Origin of the sequence: Pigmentiphaga sp. CHJ604, from assembly GCF_036972535.1 — a bacterium.
GTDB classification, from domain to species: Bacteria; Pseudomonadota; Gammaproteobacteria; order Burkholderiales; family Burkholderiaceae_B; genus Pigmentiphaga; species Pigmentiphaga daeguensis.
The window spans coordinates 1,196,026-1,212,676 of sequence record NZ_CP136998.1 but is presented as its reverse complement, the minus strand read 5'-3'; the positions used below and the strand labels follow the sequence as shown (position 1 = coordinate 1,212,676).

Below are 16,651 nucleotides of genomic sequence, written 5' to 3'. Positions count from 1 at the left end.
AACGTGAAAAATTTACCTATGGCGGCCGGTATCGGGCCGGCCGCACGGCAACGCTTACAGGACATGCCATGAGCCTCAGCACCCTGATTTCCGCGCAGGCGCTGCACGCGCTGCTGCAATCCCCCTCGCCGGTCGTCGTGTGCGATTGCAGCTTCGACCTGGCGGACACCGGCGCGGGCGAGCGCGCCCACGCGGCCGCGCATGTCCCCGGTGCCCGCTACGTCCACCTGGACCGCGACCTGAGCGGCGCCAAGACCGGCGGCAATGGCCGCCACCCCTTGCCGCGGCGCGAGGACTTCGCCGACTTGATGGCCCGCCTGGGCATCTCCGACGCCACCCAGGTGGTGTGCTACGACACCGCCGGCGCCGCCATGGCCGCCCGCCTCTGGTGGCTGCTGCGCTGGGCGGGCCACGAGGCCGTCGCGGTGCTGGACGGCGGGCTGGCGGCCTGGCGCGAGGCCGGCTACCCGCTGGAGGCCGGCCAGCCCGCCGCGCCCGCCCCGGGCGCGTTCACGCTGCGGCCACCGCTGGTCGCGGCCGCCACCTACGAGGACGTGCGGGCCAACCTGGACGCGCCGGCCCCGCGCCTGGTCGTGGACGCGCGCGCCCCCGACCGCTTCCGCGGCCAGAACGAGACCCTGGATGCCGTGGGCGGCCACATTCCCGGCGCCGCCAACCGCTTCCTGCGCGACAACCTCCAGCCCGACGGGCGCTTCAAGCCCGCCGCGCAGTTGCGGTCCGAGTTCGAGGCCGTGCTGGGCGGCACGCCCGCCGACCGGGTCATCAGCCAGTGCGGCTCCGGCGTCACCGCCTGCCACAACCTGCTTGCCATGGAAGTGGCGGGCCTGACCGGGGCGGTGCTGTACCCCGGCTCGTGGAGCGAATGGAGCAGCCGCCCCGGCTCGCCCATCGCCACCGGAGACGCATGATGGCGCAATCCCCCCTGACCCATTTCGACGCGGCCGGGCAGGCCCATATGGTGGACGTCGGCGCCAAGCCGGCCACCGCGCGCGTGGCCGTGGCGGCCGGCACGATACGCATGCAGCCGGCCACGCTGGCCCTGGTCCGCGAGGGCAACGCCAAGAAGGGCGACGTGCTGGGCATCGCGCGCATCGCCGCCATCATGGCCGCCAAGAAGACCTCGGACCTGATCCCCCTGTGCCATCCCATCCCCTTGACGCACGTGGCCTGCGATTTCTTGCTGGACGAGGAAGCGAGCGCCGTGCGCTGCACCGTGCGCGCCGAGACCGTGGGCGGCACCGGCGTGGAGATGGAGGCGCTGACCGCCGTCAACGTCGCGCTGCTGACGATCTACGACATGTGCAAGGCGGCGGACCGGGGCATGGTCATGACCGACGTGCGGCTGATGGAGAAGAAAGGCGGGAAGTCGGGGACGTGGCGCGCAGAGGGTTGAGCCGGCCGCCTATGCTTCCCAATCTTCGACCCGCAACGCGGGTATGCGCGGGAACTCGCGTACATTGTGCGTGATGAGCGTCAGACCACGCGCCAGCGCCTGACCGGCGATGAGCACGTCGTACGGGCCGATCGGTGTTCCGGCAGCGTTCAGCGTCGCGCGCAGCTCGCCAGCCTGCCGCGCATCTTCCTGATCGAAGGCGAGAACTTCGAATTGCAGGGCGTCGAGTCGCGCCAGGTTCTGCGTAGTCCGCAGTCCTTTGTACGCGCCATAAAAAAGTTCGTGGGCCACGATAGCGGAGAGCGCGAAATCCGCGGGTTTGTGGCGCCGGAGTCGCTCCAGGAATCCGGGATGGCCCTTCAGAAGCGCAATGACGGCGTTGCTGTCAAGCAAGTATTTCACTTGAAGTAGTCCAGCTCGGGACGCTCCTGCTCCCGTGCCGCTTCTGTGGCGGCCCGTTCGAAATCTTCATCGACCGGCCCTATGACGGCATCGAGCCAGGCCCAGTTCTGTGCGACCGGTTCCAGGATGACGGCATTCCCCTGACGCCGAATGCGGACCTCCTCAGTGTCGAAACGGTATTCCTTGGGTAGCCGCACCGCTTGCGAACGGCCGGACCAGAAGATCTTGGCAGTATCCATGTAGACCTCCCAGAATGATATATACCAAAAAAATATACCATTCAAGCTACTGCGGGAGCAAGTTCCCCCTGAGGAGACCCTTAGACCTGTACGACTCAGAAACTCGACCACGCCGGCGTCGTCATCCCCTCGGGCGTGACGGCGCTGTACACCCCGCGCGCGACGGCGCGGGCCAGCACGTCGGCGGCCAGCGCGCCCAGCCGGCAGACGATGAAGGGCCGCGGGTCCACCGGGCCTTCCATCATCGGCGCCTGGCGCTGCCCGGTGGAGATCGCGAACACGGTATCGCCGTCGAACGGCGCATGGATGGGGCGGATGGCGCGGGCCAAGCCGTCCTGCGCCATGGTGGCCACGCGCTGCAACTCGTCGGGCGACAGCGCGACGTCGGTGGCGACGCAGGCGATGGTGGTGTTGGCGCGGGGGCGGGGATCCAGCTTGGCGTATTCCCAGTTCTCGCCCTCTGCCCGGGTATTCGCCGGGCCCAGGCCGCCGAATTCGTCGCCGATCTCGAAGGCTCCGGCCCAGAAGCGCCGTCCCTGCGGCGCCACCGCCGAGCCGAAACTGTTGCAGGCCACGATGGCGCCCACGGTCATGCCGTCGTGCGTGACGTAGGATGCCGATCCCAATCCCCCCTTGAGCGCCCCCGCCGAGGCGCCGAAGCCCGCGCCGTGCGTACCCAGGTCGAAACCGGGCTGGGCCTGGCGAGCGGCCCGCATGGCCAGGTCGCGATAGGGCGGGGCCTCGCCCCATTGCTTGTCGCCGCCGTTGGCGAGGTCGTACAGCACCGCGGTCGGCACGATGGGCGAAGGCGGCACGCCGGGCTGGTGCAGCAGCGTGAAGCCGCGCCCCTGCGCCCCCAGCCAGGCGGCCACGCCGTCGCCGCTGGCCAAGCCGTAGACCGAACCGCCGGACAGCACGATGGCATCGACCGAACGCACGAGATTGGATGCGCCCAGGGTGTCGGTCTCGCGCGTGCCGGGCCCGCCGCCGCGGATGTCCACCGCGGCCATGGCCCGCTCGTCCGGCAGGATCACGGTGACGCCGGTGCAGGCCCGGGCGTCGTGCGCCTGCCCCACCCGCAGGCCGGCGACGTCGGTGATCAGGTTGCGCCCGCCCGGGCGGCCGGCCATTGCGTCGCGTGCGTCCATGCTGGAACTCCGTCGGGGGAAATGAAGTGGGGGCTATTGTAGGGACCGGCCGGCGGGCCGGCCACCCGCCCGCTTCATTCCTGGTCGCTCAGTTGCCTGGCCCGGGCGATGAAACTGTCCAGCATGGTGAAGAACCTGGCCACGTCGGCCGCGGAATGCCCGTCCAGCACGTGCCGGTTCCGGGCCTGGGCGGCGGCGGTCAGTTCCGCGTGCATGGCCAGTCCCTGCGGCGTCAGCGACAGCTCCGCCTCGCGGCTGTCGCGCGCGCTGCGCGCGCGGTTGACGTCGCCCCGCGCCACCAGCGAGGACACCGCCCGGCTGATCTGGGCGGCATCGAGCATAGCGTGATAGGCCAGTTCGCGTATGGACACCGGCTGGAACACGCCCAGCAGGGTGACGACCTGCCACTCCACCTGGGACAGGCCATAGTGCGCCTTGGCGAACTGGACGGCGCTGCGGGTCAGCGCCTTGCTCAAGGTACTGACCCGGGGCGCCAGCAGGCCGCCTTCCGGGAAGGCCTGCGAGTGCCCGGGCCGGCGCGGCGGATTCGCCGATGAAGATCGTGCCATGGCCTACTCCAGCCCCGCGCGCGCCAGCGCCGCGTCGAGTTCGTCGAAGGACGGCGGCGACACGGCCAGCAGCCGGCCTTCCCGCACGACCAGGCGGTCGGACTGGGGCCGGGCCAGCAGCCGGGAAATACCACGGGCGTCGAAAATCACGAAGTCCGCCGCTTCGCCCGGTTCGAGCCGCCCGGATCCGCCGTGGCGCATCAAGGCCGCGGGAGTCGCCGTCACGCTGGCGGACCAGTCGCCGGCGTGGCTGTCCAGGTGGCCGTTGCGCACGGCTTCGCGGAATACCTCCAGCATGTCGTAGTCTCCGTAGGCGTGGAATGCATCTGCGCAATTGTCGCTCGATAACGCCACGGCAATGCCACGGGCCGAGATTTCCTGCAACGGCGGCAGCCCGCGCAGCCGGGGCGTGCGGCCCGCCTTCCTGTCCTGCAGGAACAGGTTGACCAGCGGCAGGCTGACGATGGCCAGGCCCGCGTCGCGGCAGGCATCCAGCACGCGCTCGCGGGTCTCGTCCTCCTGGACGGCCAGGCTGCAGCAATGGCCGCATACGACCTGCCCGCCCAGGCCGCGCGCCTGGGTGCGCCGCGCGACCTCCAGCAGGGAATCGGCCTCGGGTTCGCAGGATTCGTCCACGTGCAGATCCACGTCCAGGCCATAGCGCACGGCCCAGTCGAACAACGCATCCAGGGCCAGCCCCAGGCGCTGCCGCGCGGCGGGCGGCGCCAGCCCGGGCACGCGCGTCACGCCGCCCAGTACGCCGCCGGTCTCGGCCACGCGGCGCACGAAGTCCTCCGCGCCATCGCCCAGATAGGTTTCCATGGGCGCCATGGCCACCATCTGCACCCACACCCGGTGCCTCCATCGCTCGCGCAACCCCAGCATGACGTCCCATGCCATGCGCGCCTGCGGACCGGCCGCATCCAGGTGCGTGCGCAGGCCGGCCGTACCGTGCGCCCAGGCGCAGCGCAGGGCGAAGTCGGCGCGCGCCTCGAGCTCGGCCGGCCGCCAGCGCGCATGATCGGCCATCACGGCCTTGACCGCCCCCAGCAGCGTGCCGTCGTCATTGGGCGCGCGCGCCAGCGTGTGCGTCTTGTCCAGGTGGGTATGCAGGTCATGGAAGGCCGGCCAGACCTGCCGGCCGGCCAGGACCGGCCCCGCGCCCCCTTGCAGCGCCCCGGCGGGCGCGACCGCGCGCAGGCGCCCTCCTTCGACCGCCAGGTCCACGTCCGCCAGGCCCTGGGCGTCGGCCAACCCGGTCAGGGCGGCGGGCAGCAGCGCCGCGGGCGCCCGCGCGCCGCGCAGGACGTAGGCGCCGGCCGCCCGTTCGAGCTCCGCGGCCAGCGATTTCAAGATTCGCGCTCCATGGCGCTTTCGTGCCACCGCCGCAGGATGCGCTGCGACACCCACGAGGTCGCCAGGAAGATCAGTACCCCGGTGCAGGAAATCATCAGCAGGGCCGCGAACATGCGCGGCGTCTTCAACTGGTAGCCGGCCTCGAGGATGCGATAGGCCAGGCCCGAGCCCTGTCCGCCCGCCCCGGCGACGAACTCTGCGACCACCGCGCCGATCAGCGACAGCCCGCCCGAGATGCGCACGCCCGCCAGGAAGTACGGCATGGCCGACGGAATGCGCAGCCGGCGCAGCGTCTGGCCAGGCGTGGCGCCGTAGAGCCGGAACAGGTCGCGCAGGTTGTGGTCGGCGCTGTTCAGGCCGACGATGGTGTTCGACAGGATGGGAAAGAAGGCCACCAGCCACGCGCAGATCAGCAGGGCCGCCTGCACGTTGTCCACCCAGATGATCAGCAGGGGCGCGATGGCGACCACCGGCGTGACCTGCATGATGACCGCATAGGGGAAGAAGGTCAGCTCTATCCACTTCGACAGGCTGAACAGGATCGCGATGGCGCCGCCCACCAGCACGGCGCTGACGAAGGCCGAGGCGGTGATCTTCAGCGTGACCCACAGCGCCGCCGACAGCAGCGGCCAGTCCTCGACCAGGGCCCGGCCGATGTCGGCCGGGCCGGGCAGGATGTGGGGCGAGATGCGCAGGCCGCGCACGATCGCCTCCCAGGCCAGCAGGCAAAGAACGCCCATGACGACGGGCAGGACGATGCGCGCGGTACGGAGCTTGGGGTTCATGCGTTCATCGCCTTTTCGAGGGCTTCCGAGGCCTGCCTGCACAGGTGCGCGTATTCGGCCGAGGTGCGGGACGATTCGCCGCGTTCGGCGTCGGGAGAAATGGACAGATCGGCATGGAGCCGCCCCGGCCGCGCGGCCATGACGATCACCCGCTGGGACAGGTACACCGACTCGAACACCGAGTGCGTGACGAACACGGCGGTGAAGCGCTGGTCCTGCCACAGCCGCAGCAGGTCGTTGTTGAGCTTGAAGCGCGTGATCTCGTCCAGCGCCGCGAAGGGCTCGTCCAGCAGCAGGACCTGCGGCCGGGTCACGATGGCCCGGGCGATGGAGACGCGCATCTTCATGCCGCCGGACAGCTCGCGCGGCAGGGCATGCTCGAATCCCTTCAGCCCGACCTTCTCGAGCGCCTCGGCGGCGCGCCGCCGGGCCTCGTCGCGCCGCACGCCCGCCAGGTCCAGCGGCAGCGTGGTGTTGGACAGCGCCGTCTCCCAGGGCATCAGCGTGGGTTCCTGGAAGACGAAGCCGACCGCCCCCTTGGCCCCCTGCCGCACGACATCGCCGGCGGTCGGCTCGGACAGTCCGGCGATCATGCGCAGCACCGTGCTCTTGCCGCAGCCCGAGGGTCCGAGCAGGCTGACGAAGCTTCCCCGCGCCAGCGACAGGCTCAGGTTCTCGACCGCCAGCGTGCCGTTGCCGAAGCGCTTGGAAATGTTCCGCAGTTCCAGCACGCGGCCGGTATCCATGGCCGTTCCAGTCATCGCATGCCGACCTTCTTGTTGACGAACTTCAGCGTGTAGGCCTTGCGCACGTCCAGGCCGGAGGGCAGCACGCCCACGTCCACCATGGACCGGTAGAAATGCTCCCAGCGCGCGTCGGTCATCGCCCCGATGCCCAGGCGCTTCGCATCGCCGGAATCGATCAGGCCGCGTTCCTTCATCGCGCTGATCGCGAAGGCGATCTGCTCGTCGGTCATCTCGGGATTGTTGCGCTTGATCAGTTCATTGCCGGGCGACGGATCGTCGTACAGGTAGCTGTACCAGCCCTCGATGGACGCATCGACGAACTTCTGCACGAACTGCGGCCGCTTCTCGACGTTGTCGCGCGTGGTGACGATGGTGGTCATGTAGGGATCCCAGCCGTAGTCGGCCAGCAGGAAGGACACCGGGTTCTCGACGCCGGCCTTCTTCAGCGCCAGCGGTTCGTTGGTGATGAGCCCCTGCTGCACCACCTTCTTGTCGGCCAGGAAAGGCGCCAGCGAGAAGGTATAGGGCTTGACCTGGTCGTCGGTGAAGCCGAAGCGCCCGCGCAGGTAGGGCCAGAAGGTCGCCATGCCCAGCGCGCCCACCAGCACCGTGCGGTCCTTGATCTGCTCGATCCTGTCCACGCCCTGGTTGGGATGGGCGATCAGCACGCGCGGGTCCTTCTGGAAGATCGCGGCCACCGACATCAGCGGAGCGCCTTCGCGCGCCGCGTTGAGCGAGGTGCCGCTGCTGCCCGCCGTGAAATCCACGCGCCCGGCCAGCAGCATGGGCGTGGGATTGCTTTGCGGATTGCCCAGGCGGATCTCGACGTCCAGCCCGTGCTTGCGATAGATGCCCTTGGCCACGGCCTGGAAGAAGCCGCCCCACTCGGCCTCGGCTCGCCAGCCGATGAACATCACGGCTTTCTCCGGCGCGGCGCCGGACGGCTGGGCGCCGGCAAGGCCCGGCTGCGCGCAGGCCAATGCCGCGCAGAACAAGAGCGCGCGGCGAACCCTGGAACTGGACTGCTTCATGACGATCTCCCGACAGTGACTAACATCCATCCGCGCGCGGCGGCTTCGAAATCAGAAGAACTGCTCCACGTCGATGTCGTGGTCGAGCAGGCCGGCGCCGCGCAGCACGGTCACCCAGCTGCGGTACATGGCCTTGACCTCGGGATCGTCCATGCCGAAGGGGTGGAAGAGCGTGGTCTTGAACCCGATCTCGCGCAGCAGCGCGGAGTCCTGGCCGGTATGGCGGGCCATCGCGTCCAGCGCGGCCGACGGATCGGCGTACACGACGCCCACGGCTTCGGCCAGCGCATCGGCCGTGGCGGCGAACAGCCCGGGATCGCGTGCGTAGGCCGCCTGCGTGGTCCACCAGTTCGACACCAGCGACGGATTGCCGGTGCTGGCCATCGCCAGCGAGCCCTCGCCCAGCACCTCGTCCACCGCGCGGCCCAGGCCGCGCCGCAGCATCAGGGTGACCAGCGGCTCGACGCAGATGGCGACGTCGATCTCGCCCGCGGCCAGCGCGTCCGGCATCTTGTGGAAAGGCATCGGCACCCACTGCACGCGCGAGACGTCGACGCCGTGCAGGTTGAACAGGTGCAGCGGCGCCGAGTGCGTGATACCGCCGTCCAGCGCGAAGGCACCCAGGCGCTTGCCTTCGAAGTCCGACGGCCGTTCGATGGCCACGCCGTGGCGGGCGATGAGATTCATGAAGTCGGCGCTGCGGCCGGCATAGGAGCCGCGCAGCGCGGCGGCCGACACGAAGCGGGACGGCAGGTCGAACCGCTCGCGCGCCATGATGGTAAGCGTGGGGCCGGAGAAGGTCAGGTCCATGCGGTCGGCGCGCATGTCCTCGATGGCCTGCACCGCCGACCGCTGCACGAACACGGGTTCGATGCCGCGCTTGGCGAACAGGCCGGCGTCGATCGCGGTGAACAGGGGAACCAGCCCCATCATGGGGTCGGGATGGGCATCGATTCTGAGTTTCATGTCGCTCCGGCCGCTGTGCAGGTCATGACGATTTACATGACTTTATCATGCAAATTTCGGCTGTCAATGGAACCTGGGACAGGGACAAACCCTGGGCTGGAGGACGCGTGGCGGGGACTAGGTCGTGTTAACACTAATGGTGTTAATCATGAAAATTAAGAGATACTTCGGTGATGGAAATCAGCGAAGCCCAATTCAAGCAGATAGAGCATTGCCTTCCTCGCCAGCGGGGCAATGTGAGCATGAGCAATCTGAACGTGCTGAACGCGATCCTGTACGTGGCCGAGCACGGCTGCAAATGGAGAGGGTTGCCGGAGCGTTTTGGCAACTGGCACACGATCTATACGAGAATGAACCGGTGGTCCAAGAGCGGCGTTCTGGATCGGGTGTTCGAGCAACTGCAGCAGTCGCAGATTGTCCGGATACGCATCGAGGCGGTGTCGCTGGACAGCACGATAGTCAAAGTGCATCCGGACGGTACGGGGGCCCTCAAAAAAAAGGCCGCCAAAGCATTGGCAAGTCTCGAGGAGGCTGGACCACCAAGATTCATCTGGTTGCCGCGGATGCTCGAACGGCAGTGATCTTCGCGCTGTCGCCGGGCCAAGCCGGCGATGGCCCGCAGGGGCGGGCACTGTTGCGCCGCCTGGGCAGACCGAATCGGCCACTGCACTTGCTGATGGACAAAGCCTACGAAGGCAACGAGACTCGGCAACTGGCCTTGGATTTGGGATACATCCCAGTCGTGCCGCCATTGAAGACGCGTGTTCAGCCATGGCAGTACGACCGGGAGATGTATAAGCGGCGCAACGAGGTCGAGCGCCTGTTTCGGCGACTCAAAGGCTTCCGCAGAATCTTCTCCCGCTTCGACAAACTCGACGTCATGTTTACCGGGTTCATCAATTTCGCCCTGATTGCAGATGGGCTGCGTTGTGTTAACAGGCCCTAGGCGGAATCGACATTCATGTTCTTTACCCGGTCTTGTTGAACGGGAGAAGGAACCCTCGCTATGTCTTGATCTGCGATCGTCACTTATCACCACCGTAGTCCTTGGTCGGTGGGGCGGGGCGGCCCGCTCGGGGGGCGCATTCGGAGCCGCCGGTGAGGGTGGGCTTGGCGGGGAAGCAAGGGCGCAGCTGTTTGAGGGCGGCAGTAGGCACAGTCCGGGGGACTGTGCCCGCCCGAGTTCTGCGCCCACCCCGCCAAGCCTGCCCTCGCCGGGCAGTCCCGCGCAGCGGGACCGGCTTCGCTGCGCCCCCCGAGCGGGCCGCCCCGCCCCACCGATCAAGGACGGTTCAAGAACTCAATCCCCGCCACTGAGGACACCCCCCATGCATGGCGATTCAGCCTAGTGCAGCTTGACCCGGGGCTGCGAGCGGCGGCTCAGGAAGCGGCTCAGCGAGCGCACGCTGGCGCCCCACCACCCCAGTACCGCGGCGTAGTGCGACCAATGCGTGCCGGCATACATCATGCGGGCGATCCAGCCTTCCACCAGCAGCTTGCGGCCGGAAAGATTGCCCATCAGGCTGCCCACCCCCTCGGCATGGCCGATCGACACCAACGAGCCGAAGTCGCGGAAGCGGAACGGCGCCGCGAAGGCCGACTCCCCGCGTATGCGGGCGGACAACAGCGGCAGCAGATACGAGGCCTGCTGGTGCGCGGCCTGGGCCCGCGCGGGCACGGTCTTGCCGGTCTCGCGCCACGGCGCCGCGGCGCAATCGCCCAGGGCGTAGATGTCGGGGTCCTGGGTGCGCAGCGTCTCGTCCACCTGCACCTGCTGCATCGGGTTCAGCGGCAGCCCCAGCCGGGACAGCAGCGACGGCGCCTTGATGCCCGCCGCCCAGACGCACAGGTCGGCGTCGAACACTTTGTCCTGGGCCACCACGGTATGCGGCGTGACCTCGGAGACGCGGCAGTCGGCCACCACCGTCACGCCCCGCTCCACCAGCAGCTCCTCGGCCGCCTTGGCGACGCGCTCGGGCAGCGGCCCGAGTATGCGCGGACCGCCCTCGATCAGCGTGATGCGCAGGTTCTGGCGCGTCATGCCGGGCAGCCCGTAGGCGGAGATCGTATTGCCCGCCTCGTGCAATTCGGCGGCCAGCTCCACGCCGGTGGCGCCGCCCCCCACGATCACGACGTTGACGACGCCCGGCGTGGCCTCGTCGATGCCGGCCGAGGCGCGTGCCATGGCCTTGAGCAGCGCGAGCCGGAAACGCTCGGCCGCGTCAGTGGTGTCCAGCGAGATCGCATACTGGTCGGCGCCGGGCGTATTGAAGAAATTGCCCAGGCTGCCCACGGCCAGCACCAGCGTGTCGTAGGGGACCTTCCGTTCGGGCAGGATGGCCGTGCCGTCGGCGTCGCGCAGGGCCGCCACCCGCACGTCGCGCGCCTGGCGGTCGACGTCCTGGATTTCTCCCAGCACGAAGCGGAAACCGTTGTCGTGCGCGAGCATCGCATAGGAAAGCCCGTCGCGGTGGATGTCCACCGTGCCCGCGGCGACCTCGTGCAACGAAGGCTTCCAGATGTGGAAGGGCGTGGCGTCGATCAGCGTGACGTGCTCGGGACCATGGCGCCGCCCCAGGCGTACCGCCAGCTCGAGTCCACCCGCGCCGCCGCCGGCGATGACGATGCGATGCAAAGGCCGTGCGTTCATAGGCTCTCCTGAGTGACGCATGGAACGCCGGGCCATTCGCTCCGGCGGCACATCTTTCAGCACCCGGCGTGCCCGCCGGCCGACACCAGGGCCTGTTCACGCGAAAAGGAGCCCCGCGCAGGCCCTAGCGTCCGGCGATCGACATTTCCGGCAACAGGATGGACCCGGTCGTCTTGGTGCCGCGCGTGAGCGTGTCCGCCCCCACGGCAGCAATGCTGCCGAACATGTCCTTGAGGTTGCCGGCGATGGTGATTTCCTGCACGGCATGCTGGATCTCGCCGTTCTCGACCCAATAGCCGAACGCGCCGCGGGAATAGTCGCCGGTCACGTAGTTGATGCCTTGTCCGATCAGCTCGGTCACCAGGAGGCCGGTGCCCAGCTTGCGCAGCATGGCACGGAAATCGTCGCCCCGGCGCGTCGTGCGCGAGGCCAGCACCAGGTTGTGCGAGCCGCCGGCGTTGCCGGTCGTGACCATGCCGAGCTTGCGGGCCGTGTAGCTGGACAGGAAATAGCCCTGGACCACGCCGCCGTCGACGACCTTGCGCGCCTGCGTGCGCACGCCTTCGTCGTCGAACGCGGCACTGCCCTGGGCGCCCTTGATGGCGGGATCCTCGAGCACGTCGATGTGCCCCGGGAAGATCTGCCGGCCCAGGCTGTCGACCAGGAAGCTGGATTTGCGGTACAGCGCCCCGCCGCTCAGGGCCTGCGTGAGCGAGCCCAGCAGGCCGCAGGCCAGGGGCGCCTCGAACAGCACGGGATATTTGCCGGTGGGGATGCGACGCGCGGACAGCCGGGACAGCGCCCGTTCCGCCGCGTAGCGGCCGACGCTGGCCGGGTCGGCCAGCCGGGCCCAGTCGCGGTCGCTGGTGTACCAGTCGTCGCGCTGCATGTTATTGCCCCGCCCCGCAATCGGCGATACCGACAGCGAATGGCGCGAGTACGGATAGCCGTTCAGGAAACCGCGGGTGTTCCCCATCACGAAGTGTCCTTCGTACGAGGACACCGACGCGCCGTCGGAATTGGTGATGCGCCGGTCGGTGGACAGAGCCGCGCGCTCGGCCCGCAACGCCAGTTCGGCCGCGGCCTCGGCCGGCAGATCCCACGGGTGGTAGAGATCCAGGTCCGGGAATTCGGTGGCCAGCAGGTCGGCGTCGGGCAGGCCCGCGGCCGGGTCCTCGGCGGTATGGCTGGCGATGTGGAAGGCGGCCTGGACGGTGTCGCGCACCGCCTGGTCCGAGAAATCCGAGGTCGAGGCCGAGCCACGGCGCTGCCCGACGTACACGGTGATGTCCAGGGACCGGTCGCGCGTCTGTTCGACCGTCTCCAGCGAGCCCCGGCGCACCGACACGGCCAGCCCCTGGCTTTCGGACACCTCGGCCGCGGCGTCGGTGGCGCCGACGCGCCTGGATTCGTCCAGCACCCGTTGGATCAACTGGCGGAAGGCGGCGGGATCGGTATCGAGCGCGGGACGGGCCGGCGCGGCGGTCGTTTTCTTGCGGGACGGGGATGTGGCCATGGAATTTCTTCGGGAAGGAGGCGGCCCGGGCACGCGGGCAAGGCGGCCCGGGCGGGAAGGCAAGGCTTTATGATAGCTGGTGTCAGCCTTCTTACCGTCGAAGCACGTCATTTTCCATGTCCCGCTCCAAACGTAGTCCATCGCCCCTGGTCCCGGCGCAAGAAGCCGATCCGGACGGCGAATACCAGTCCCCCAGCAAGTCGCAGCTCAAGCGGCAGATGGCCGCCCTGCAGGACCTGGGGGAACGCCTGGTCGGGCTGCCCGACGCCAAGCTGCGGCAACTGCCCCTGGCCGAACGCCTGTACGACGCGATACGCGAGGCGCAGCGCATCACCTCCCACGAAGGCAAGCGCCGGCAATTGCAGTATGTCGGCAAGCTGATGCGCGAGGCGCACGTCGAGCCCATCCAGGCCATGCTGGCCGAGTGGGACGGCGAATCCATGGAACAGATCGCCGCCTTCCACCAGCTCGAACTGTGGCGCGACCGCCTGCTGGCCAGCGACGAACACTTCACGGGCTTCATGGACCTGTACCCCCACGCCCAGGCCCAGCCCCTGCGGGCACTGATACGCGCCGCCCGCAAGGAACAGGCCGCCAACGCCGCCCTGCTGCCCGGGCGCGAACCGCAGCGCAAGCACTACCGCGCGCTGTTCCAGGAAATCAAGCGGCTGCAGGCCGCTCCCGATGCCGGGTCGCCGTCCCCCGACGACGACGAAGACGACAACTGATCCCACCGCCGCCATGACGACTTCCGCCAAGCGCCTCGTGCGCAACCATCCCGACGAACTGCTGTGCGGCCTGGTGTCCGTCAGCGACCGCGCCTCCAGCGGGGTCTACGCCGACGAGGGCATCCCCTCGCTCAAGGCCTGGCTCGACGGCGCCCTGCGCACGCCGGTGCGCTACGTCGAGCGGCTGATCGCCGATGACGCGCCGGCCATCTCGGCCACGCTGACGGAACTGTGCGACGAACTCGGCTGCGACCTGATCCTGACCACCGGCGGCACCGGCCCGGCGCGGCGCGATGTCACACCCGAAGCCACGCTGGCCGTGGCCTCCAAGGAAATGCCCGGGTTCGGCGAGCAGATGCGCCAGATCTCGCTGCGCTTCGTGCCCACCGCCATCCTGTCGCGCCAGGTCGCCGTCATCCGCGAACGCGGCACGTCGGCGGCGGACGGCGCCGCCCTCATCATCAACCTGCCCGGACAGCCCAAGGCCATACGCGAGACCCTGGAAGGACTGCGCGAAGCCGACGGCAAGCTGGTGGTCCCCGGCATCTTCGCCGCCGTGCCCTACTGCATCCAGCTCCTCGAGGGCCCCTACGTCGAAACCGACGAAACCGTGTGCAAGGCGTTCCGCCCCAAGACGGCGATCCGTCCCGCCTCTTAGCGCCGGCCCCTCAATCATCGAGAATGCCATGACCGATACCCTGCTCGACTGCGTCCAGACCGAGACCGGCCCGAACCCCACCCGCGCCGTGATCTGGCTGCACGGCCTGGGCGCCGACGGCCACGATTTCGAGCCCATCGTCCCCGAACTGGACCTGCGCGGCCTGCCACCCGTGCGCTTCGTCTTCCCGCACGCCACCGTGCAGCCCGTGACCATCAACGGCGGCATGGCCATGCGCGCCTGGTACGACATCATCGTCAGCGACCTCGTCCGGCGCGAGGACGATGCCGGCATCCGCGCCTCGCAGCGCCTGGTCGAAAACCTGATCGCGCGCGAGAACCAGCGCGGCATCGCCACCGAACACATCGTGCTGGCCGGCTTCTCGCAGGGCTGCGCGATGACCCTGCACACCGGGCTGCGCCTGCGCGACAAACTCGCCGGCCTGGTGGCCCTGTCCGGCTACCTGCCCCTGGCCGCCAGCTTCGCCGCGGAACGCAGCCCCGCCAACGCCGGCACGCCCATCTTCATGGGCCACGGCACGGCCGACCCCATCGTCATGCTCGACCGTGCCACGGCCTCGCGCGACCTGCTGCGGCAGGAAGGCTACGACGTCGAATGGCATGCCTACCCGATGCCCCACTCGGTCTGTGCGCCGGAGCTCGGGGACATCTCGGCCTTCCTGCGCAAGGTACTGGCTTGACGCCGATCAAGACATAGCCGCTCAAGATGTGGTGTACTGCGCGTAACGAAAACGCCCGCGCCGCCACATCGGCGCTCGAGCTGTCATCTTCGTGATCTTCAAGGAGAAAACGTCATGTTCAAGAAAATCCTGATCCCCACCGATGGCTCGCCGCTGTCCGCCCAGGCCGCCAACGCCGGCGTCAGCTTCGCCCGCTCCGTGAACGCGGAAATCGTCGCCCTGCACGTCACCCAGCCCTTCGCCGCCACCATCGGCTTCGACGGCATGGCCGCCGCCTACGCGATCACCGACGACGCGTACGAGAAGGCCTCGGCCGAACAGGCCGCCAAGTACCTGGATGCCGTCACCAGCCGCGCCGACACCGCCGGCGTCAAGAGCACCGCCCTGTCCGTCTCCAACTTCAACGTCGCCGACGGCATCGTCCAGGCCGCCGCCGAAACCGGCTGCGACCTGATCTTCATAGGCAGCCACGGCCGCAGCGGCCTCTCGCGCCTGCTGCTGGGCAGCGTCACCGCCAAGGTCCTGTCCCTGGCCCACGTCGCCGTCCTGGTCTACCGCGTGAAAGAAGAAAAAGAAAAGAAGGGGCCCCCCCCTACGCGCTGACGCGCGCCCAGAATGGTGGGCCCCCAGCCGCTACGCGGCAGCCCCCCAAGGGGGCCGGGACCCGCCTTGGGGCGGCCCGGCGCCGGGTCCCGTGGGCGATGCGGGTGGACCGGCGAAGCCGGATCCACCGCATCCTGGGGCCGATACGCTCCGGACGCCGCCGTCTCAAGAACTCAGGGCTCCCCCTGCCCCCTGACCACCTCCCTCAGACACTCCAACGCCACCTCCACCCCCGCCGGCCGCAACGCGTCATTGCGCCAATACATTTCCACCGACCCGAACCCCGACAGCCGCAGCGGCACGATCCGCACCGCGTTCATCGTCACCAGCCGCATCGCCGCCCGGTGCGACGCCACGCCGACCATGTCGCTGTGGGCCAGCAGGGTCATGTTCAGCGTGGCCGAATTCGACTCCACGTAATCGACCGGCAGATCCCGCCCCGCCGCCGCCAGCGCCGAATCCAGCGCGTTGCGTATCGGCGTGCCCCGGGGCCACAGAATCCATCGATGGCCCATCACCGCGTCCCACGTCGGCTCGCCGCTCTCGAACAACGGGTGCAACGGCCGCGCCACGAAATGGATGGGCTCCAGGTATAGCGCCTCGGACCGGATAGCGGGATCGTGCAGTTCAGGGGCGGAGCGGCCCACGACGATATCCAGTTCCCCCTGCGCCAATTGCCCCATCAACTGGTCCATCGTGCTTTCCACCACCCGTATCCGGGCCTGCGGCATGCGCCGCAGCAGGGCCAGCATCGCCAGGGGGACCGTGTCCGGCGCCGCCGCGCCCGAGGTGCCGATCAACACCTGCCCGCTCCCCCCTTCGCGCATGGCTTCCATGTCACTGTGGGCACGGTCAAGCTGGGCCTCGATGCGCCGGGCATGGGCAATCAGCGCCTCGCCATAGGACGTGGGCCGCAGCCCGCGCGCATGCCGCTCGAACAGCGGCAGCCCGATGTCGTCCTCCAGCTCGCGCAGCCACTTCGACAGCGCGGGCTGCGTGGTGTTGAGCGCGGCGGCCGAATGGCTGATGTTGCGGGTCTGGGCAAGGCTGAGCAGCATCTGGAGATTGCGCAGCCGCAGGCGGTGGGTCCAATCCATGGGCGAAAACCGGGAACGAAAGCGTCACCCCAGCCATATCGTG

19 protein-coding genes are annotated in these 16,651 nt (G+C 68.8%); 7 read left to right on the top strand and 12 right to left on the bottom strand.

The genetic code is table 11. The annotated features are described in order from the left end of the window. Positions 1-68 precede the first annotated feature (68 nt). Both R4823_RS05910 and moaC read left to right on the top strand, forming a co-directional pair. The gene (locus tag R4823_RS05910) at positions 69-929 is read left to right on the top strand and encodes a sulfurtransferase (protein ID WP_338617923.1); all 861 of its coding nucleotides are present in this window, start codon (positions 69-71) and stop codon (positions 927-929) included. Beyond that, positions 929-1,414 carry a cyclic pyranopterin monophosphate synthase MoaC gene (moaC, locus tag R4823_RS05905; RefSeq protein WP_338619121.1) on the top strand — a complete coding sequence of 162 codons (486 nt, stop codon included), beginning with the start codon at positions 929-931 and terminating at the stop codon, positions 1,412-1,414. Before R4823_RS05910 ends, moaC begins: the two co-directional genes overlap by 1 nt. A 9-nt stretch (positions 1,415-1,423) precedes the next feature. Here moaC and R4823_RS05900 read toward each other — a convergent pair whose 3' ends face one another. The 9 genes from R4823_RS05900 to R4823_RS05860 all read right to left on the bottom strand — a co-directional run bounded on the left by R4823_RS05900 (position 1,424) and on the right by R4823_RS05860 (position 8,656). Next, on the bottom strand, positions 1,424-1,816 hold the full coding sequence (locus tag R4823_RS05900; protein WP_087837109.1) for a type II toxin-antitoxin system VapC family toxin: 393 nt from the start codon (positions 1,814-1,816) through the stop codon (positions 1,424-1,426). Further along, entirely contained in the window at positions 1,813-2,055 is a 243-nt protein-coding gene (gene vapB / locus R4823_RS05895) for a type II toxin-antitoxin system VapB family antitoxin (RefSeq protein ID WP_087837110.1), read from the bottom strand. The genes R4823_RS05900 and vapB overlap by 4 nt, the downstream gene beginning before the upstream one ends. A 95-nt stretch (positions 2,056-2,150) precedes the next feature. Then, the gene (locus R4823_RS05890; protein WP_338617917.1) at positions 2,151-3,203 is read right to left on the bottom strand and encodes a P1 family peptidase; all 1,053 of its coding nucleotides are present in this window, start codon (positions 3,201-3,203) and stop codon (positions 2,151-2,153) included. Between the two features lie 74 nt (positions 3,204-3,277). Further along, on the bottom strand, positions 3,278-3,772 hold the full coding sequence (locus R4823_RS05885) for a MarR family winged helix-turn-helix transcriptional regulator (protein WP_087837111.1): 495 nt from the start codon (positions 3,770-3,772) through the stop codon (positions 3,278-3,280). Between the two features lie 3 nt (positions 3,773-3,775). Beyond that, on the bottom strand, positions 3,776-5,125 hold the full coding sequence (locus R4823_RS05880) for a cytosine deaminase (protein WP_338617915.1): 1,350 nt from the start codon (positions 5,123-5,125) through the stop codon (positions 3,776-3,778). Continuing rightward, the gene (locus R4823_RS05875; protein WP_087837113.1) at positions 5,122-5,913 is read right to left on the bottom strand and encodes an ABC transporter permease; all 792 of its coding nucleotides are present in this window, start codon (positions 5,911-5,913) and stop codon (positions 5,122-5,124) included. The genes R4823_RS05880 and R4823_RS05875 overlap by 4 nt, the downstream gene beginning before the upstream one ends. Further along, complete coding sequence (locus R4823_RS05870) at positions 5,910-6,659, bottom strand: ABC transporter ATP-binding protein (RefSeq protein WP_338617914.1); 750 nt, start codon at positions 6,657-6,659, stop codon at positions 5,910-5,912. The genes R4823_RS05875 and R4823_RS05870 overlap by 4 nt, the downstream gene beginning before the upstream one ends. A gap of 11 nt (positions 6,660-6,670) precedes the next feature. After that, positions 6,671-7,690 (bottom strand): ABC transporter substrate-binding protein, encoded by a 1,020-nt coding sequence (locus tag R4823_RS05865; protein WP_338617913.1) that lies wholly within the window; start codon positions 7,688-7,690, stop codon positions 6,671-6,673. Positions 7,691-7,741: 51 nt separating this feature from the next. After that, positions 7,742-8,656 (bottom strand): ABC transporter substrate-binding protein, encoded by a 915-nt coding sequence (locus R4823_RS05860; RefSeq protein WP_087837116.1) that lies wholly within the window; start codon positions 8,654-8,656, stop codon positions 7,742-7,744. Positions 8,657-8,829: 173 nt separating this feature from the next. Here R4823_RS05860 and R4823_RS05855 point away from each other — a divergent pair. Next, a protein-coding gene (locus R4823_RS05855) for an IS5 family transposase (RefSeq protein WP_132980470.1) occupies positions 8,830-9,602 on the top strand; the annotation gives its coding sequence in 2 pieces (ribosomal slippage) (positions 8,830-9,154 and positions 9,154-9,602; 774 coding nt in all). Between the two features lie 399 nt (positions 9,603-10,001). On the opposite strand, the gene R4823_RS05850 is transcribed toward R4823_RS05855, so the two are convergent. Continuing rightward, positions 10,002-11,306, bottom strand: coding sequence for an FAD-dependent oxidoreductase (locus R4823_RS05850; protein ID WP_132979171.1), 1,305 nt, complete (start codon positions 11,304-11,306; stop codon positions 10,002-10,004). 124 nt (positions 11,307-11,430) lie between these two features. After that, positions 11,431-12,822, bottom strand: coding sequence for a metalloprotease PmbA (gene pmbA / locus R4823_RS05845; protein WP_087837118.1), 1,392 nt, complete (start codon positions 12,820-12,822; stop codon positions 11,431-11,433). Between the two features lie 116 nt (positions 12,823-12,938). Here pmbA and yjgA point away from each other — a divergent pair, with 116 nt between their 5' ends. The 4 genes from yjgA (at position 12,939) to R4823_RS05825 (ending at position 15,511) form a co-directional block, all read left to right on the top strand. Continuing rightward, a complete protein-coding gene (gene yjgA / locus R4823_RS05840) occupies positions 12,939-13,550 on the top strand; it encodes a ribosome biogenesis factor YjgA (RefSeq protein ID WP_087837119.1) in 612 nt (203 codons plus the stop codon). 13 nt (positions 13,551-13,563) lie between these two features. Beyond that, on the top strand, positions 13,564-14,208 hold the full coding sequence (gene mog, locus R4823_RS05835) for a molybdopterin adenylyltransferase (protein ID WP_087837120.1): 645 nt from the start codon (positions 13,564-13,566) through the stop codon (positions 14,206-14,208). Positions 14,209-14,236: 28 nt separating this feature from the next. Continuing rightward, complete coding sequence (locus tag R4823_RS05830; RefSeq protein WP_087837121.1) at positions 14,237-14,908, top strand: dienelactone hydrolase family protein; 672 nt, start codon at positions 14,237-14,239, stop codon at positions 14,906-14,908. 114 nt (positions 14,909-15,022) lie between these two features. After that, the gene (locus tag R4823_RS05825; RefSeq protein ID WP_087837122.1) at positions 15,023-15,511 is read left to right on the top strand and encodes a universal stress protein; all 489 of its coding nucleotides are present in this window, start codon (positions 15,023-15,025) and stop codon (positions 15,509-15,511) included. A 173-nt stretch (positions 15,512-15,684) separates the two neighbouring features. Here R4823_RS05825 and R4823_RS05820 read toward each other — a convergent pair whose 3' ends face one another. Continuing rightward, complete coding sequence (locus R4823_RS05820; RefSeq protein ID WP_338617907.1) at positions 15,685-16,608, bottom strand: LysR substrate-binding domain-containing protein; 924 nt, start codon at positions 16,606-16,608, stop codon at positions 15,685-15,687. Positions 16,609-16,651 lie beyond the last annotated feature (43 nt).

What these genes read in the sequence shown, in the direction of transcription:
- R4823_RS05910 (WP_338617923.1), top strand. Translation starts at nt 69, where the DNA reads ATGAGCCTCAGCACCCTGATTTCCGCGCAGGCGCTGCACGCGCTGCTG.
- moaC (WP_338619121.1), top strand. Translation starts at nt 929, where the DNA reads ATGGCGCAATCCCCCCTGACCCATTTCGACGCGGCCGGGCAGGCCCAT.
- vapB (WP_087837110.1), bottom strand. Translation starts at nt 2,055, where the DNA reads ATGGATACTGCCAAGATCTTCTGGTCCGGCCGTTCGCAAGCGGTGCGG.
- R4823_RS05890 (WP_338617917.1), bottom strand. Translation starts at nt 3,203, where the DNA reads ATGGACGCACGCGACGCAATGGCCGGCCGCCCGGGCGGGCGCAACCTG.
- R4823_RS05885 (WP_087837111.1), bottom strand. Translation starts at nt 3,772, where the DNA reads ATGGCACGATCTTCATCGGCGAATCCGCCGCGCCGGCCCGGGCACTCG.
- R4823_RS05875 (WP_087837113.1), bottom strand. Translation starts at nt 5,913, where the DNA reads ATGAACCCCAAGCTCCGTACCGCGCGCATCGTCCTGCCCGTCGTCATG.
- R4823_RS05870 (WP_338617914.1), bottom strand. Translation starts at nt 6,659, where the DNA reads ATGGATACCGGCCGCGTGCTGGAACTGCGGAACATTTCCAAGCGCTTC.
- R4823_RS05865 (WP_338617913.1), bottom strand. Translation starts at nt 7,690, where the DNA reads ATGAAGCAGTCCAGTTCCAGGGTTCGCCGCGCGCTCTTGTTCTGCGCG.
- R4823_RS05860 (WP_087837116.1), bottom strand. Translation starts at nt 8,656, where the DNA reads ATGAAACTCAGAATCGATGCCCATCCCGACCCCATGATGGGGCTGGTT.
- R4823_RS05850 (WP_132979171.1), bottom strand. Translation starts at nt 11,306, where the DNA reads ATGAACGCACGGCCTTTGCATCGCATCGTCATCGCCGGCGGCGGCGCG.
- pmbA (WP_087837118.1), bottom strand. Translation starts at nt 12,822, where the DNA reads ATGGCCACATCCCCGTCCCGCAAGAAAACGACCGCCGCGCCGGCCCGT.
- yjgA (WP_087837119.1), top strand. Translation starts at nt 12,939, where the DNA reads ATGTCCCGCTCCAAACGTAGTCCATCGCCCCTGGTCCCGGCGCAAGAA.
- mog (WP_087837120.1), top strand. Translation starts at nt 13,564, where the DNA reads ATGACGACTTCCGCCAAGCGCCTCGTGCGCAACCATCCCGACGAACTG.
- R4823_RS05830 (WP_087837121.1), top strand. Translation starts at nt 14,237, where the DNA reads ATGACCGATACCCTGCTCGACTGCGTCCAGACCGAGACCGGCCCGAAC.
- R4823_RS05825 (WP_087837122.1), top strand. Translation starts at nt 15,023, where the DNA reads ATGTTCAAGAAAATCCTGATCCCCACCGATGGCTCGCCGCTGTCCGCC.
- R4823_RS05820 (WP_338617907.1), bottom strand. Translation starts at nt 16,608, where the DNA reads ATGGATTGGACCCACCGCCTGCGGCTGCGCAATCTCCAGATGCTGCTC.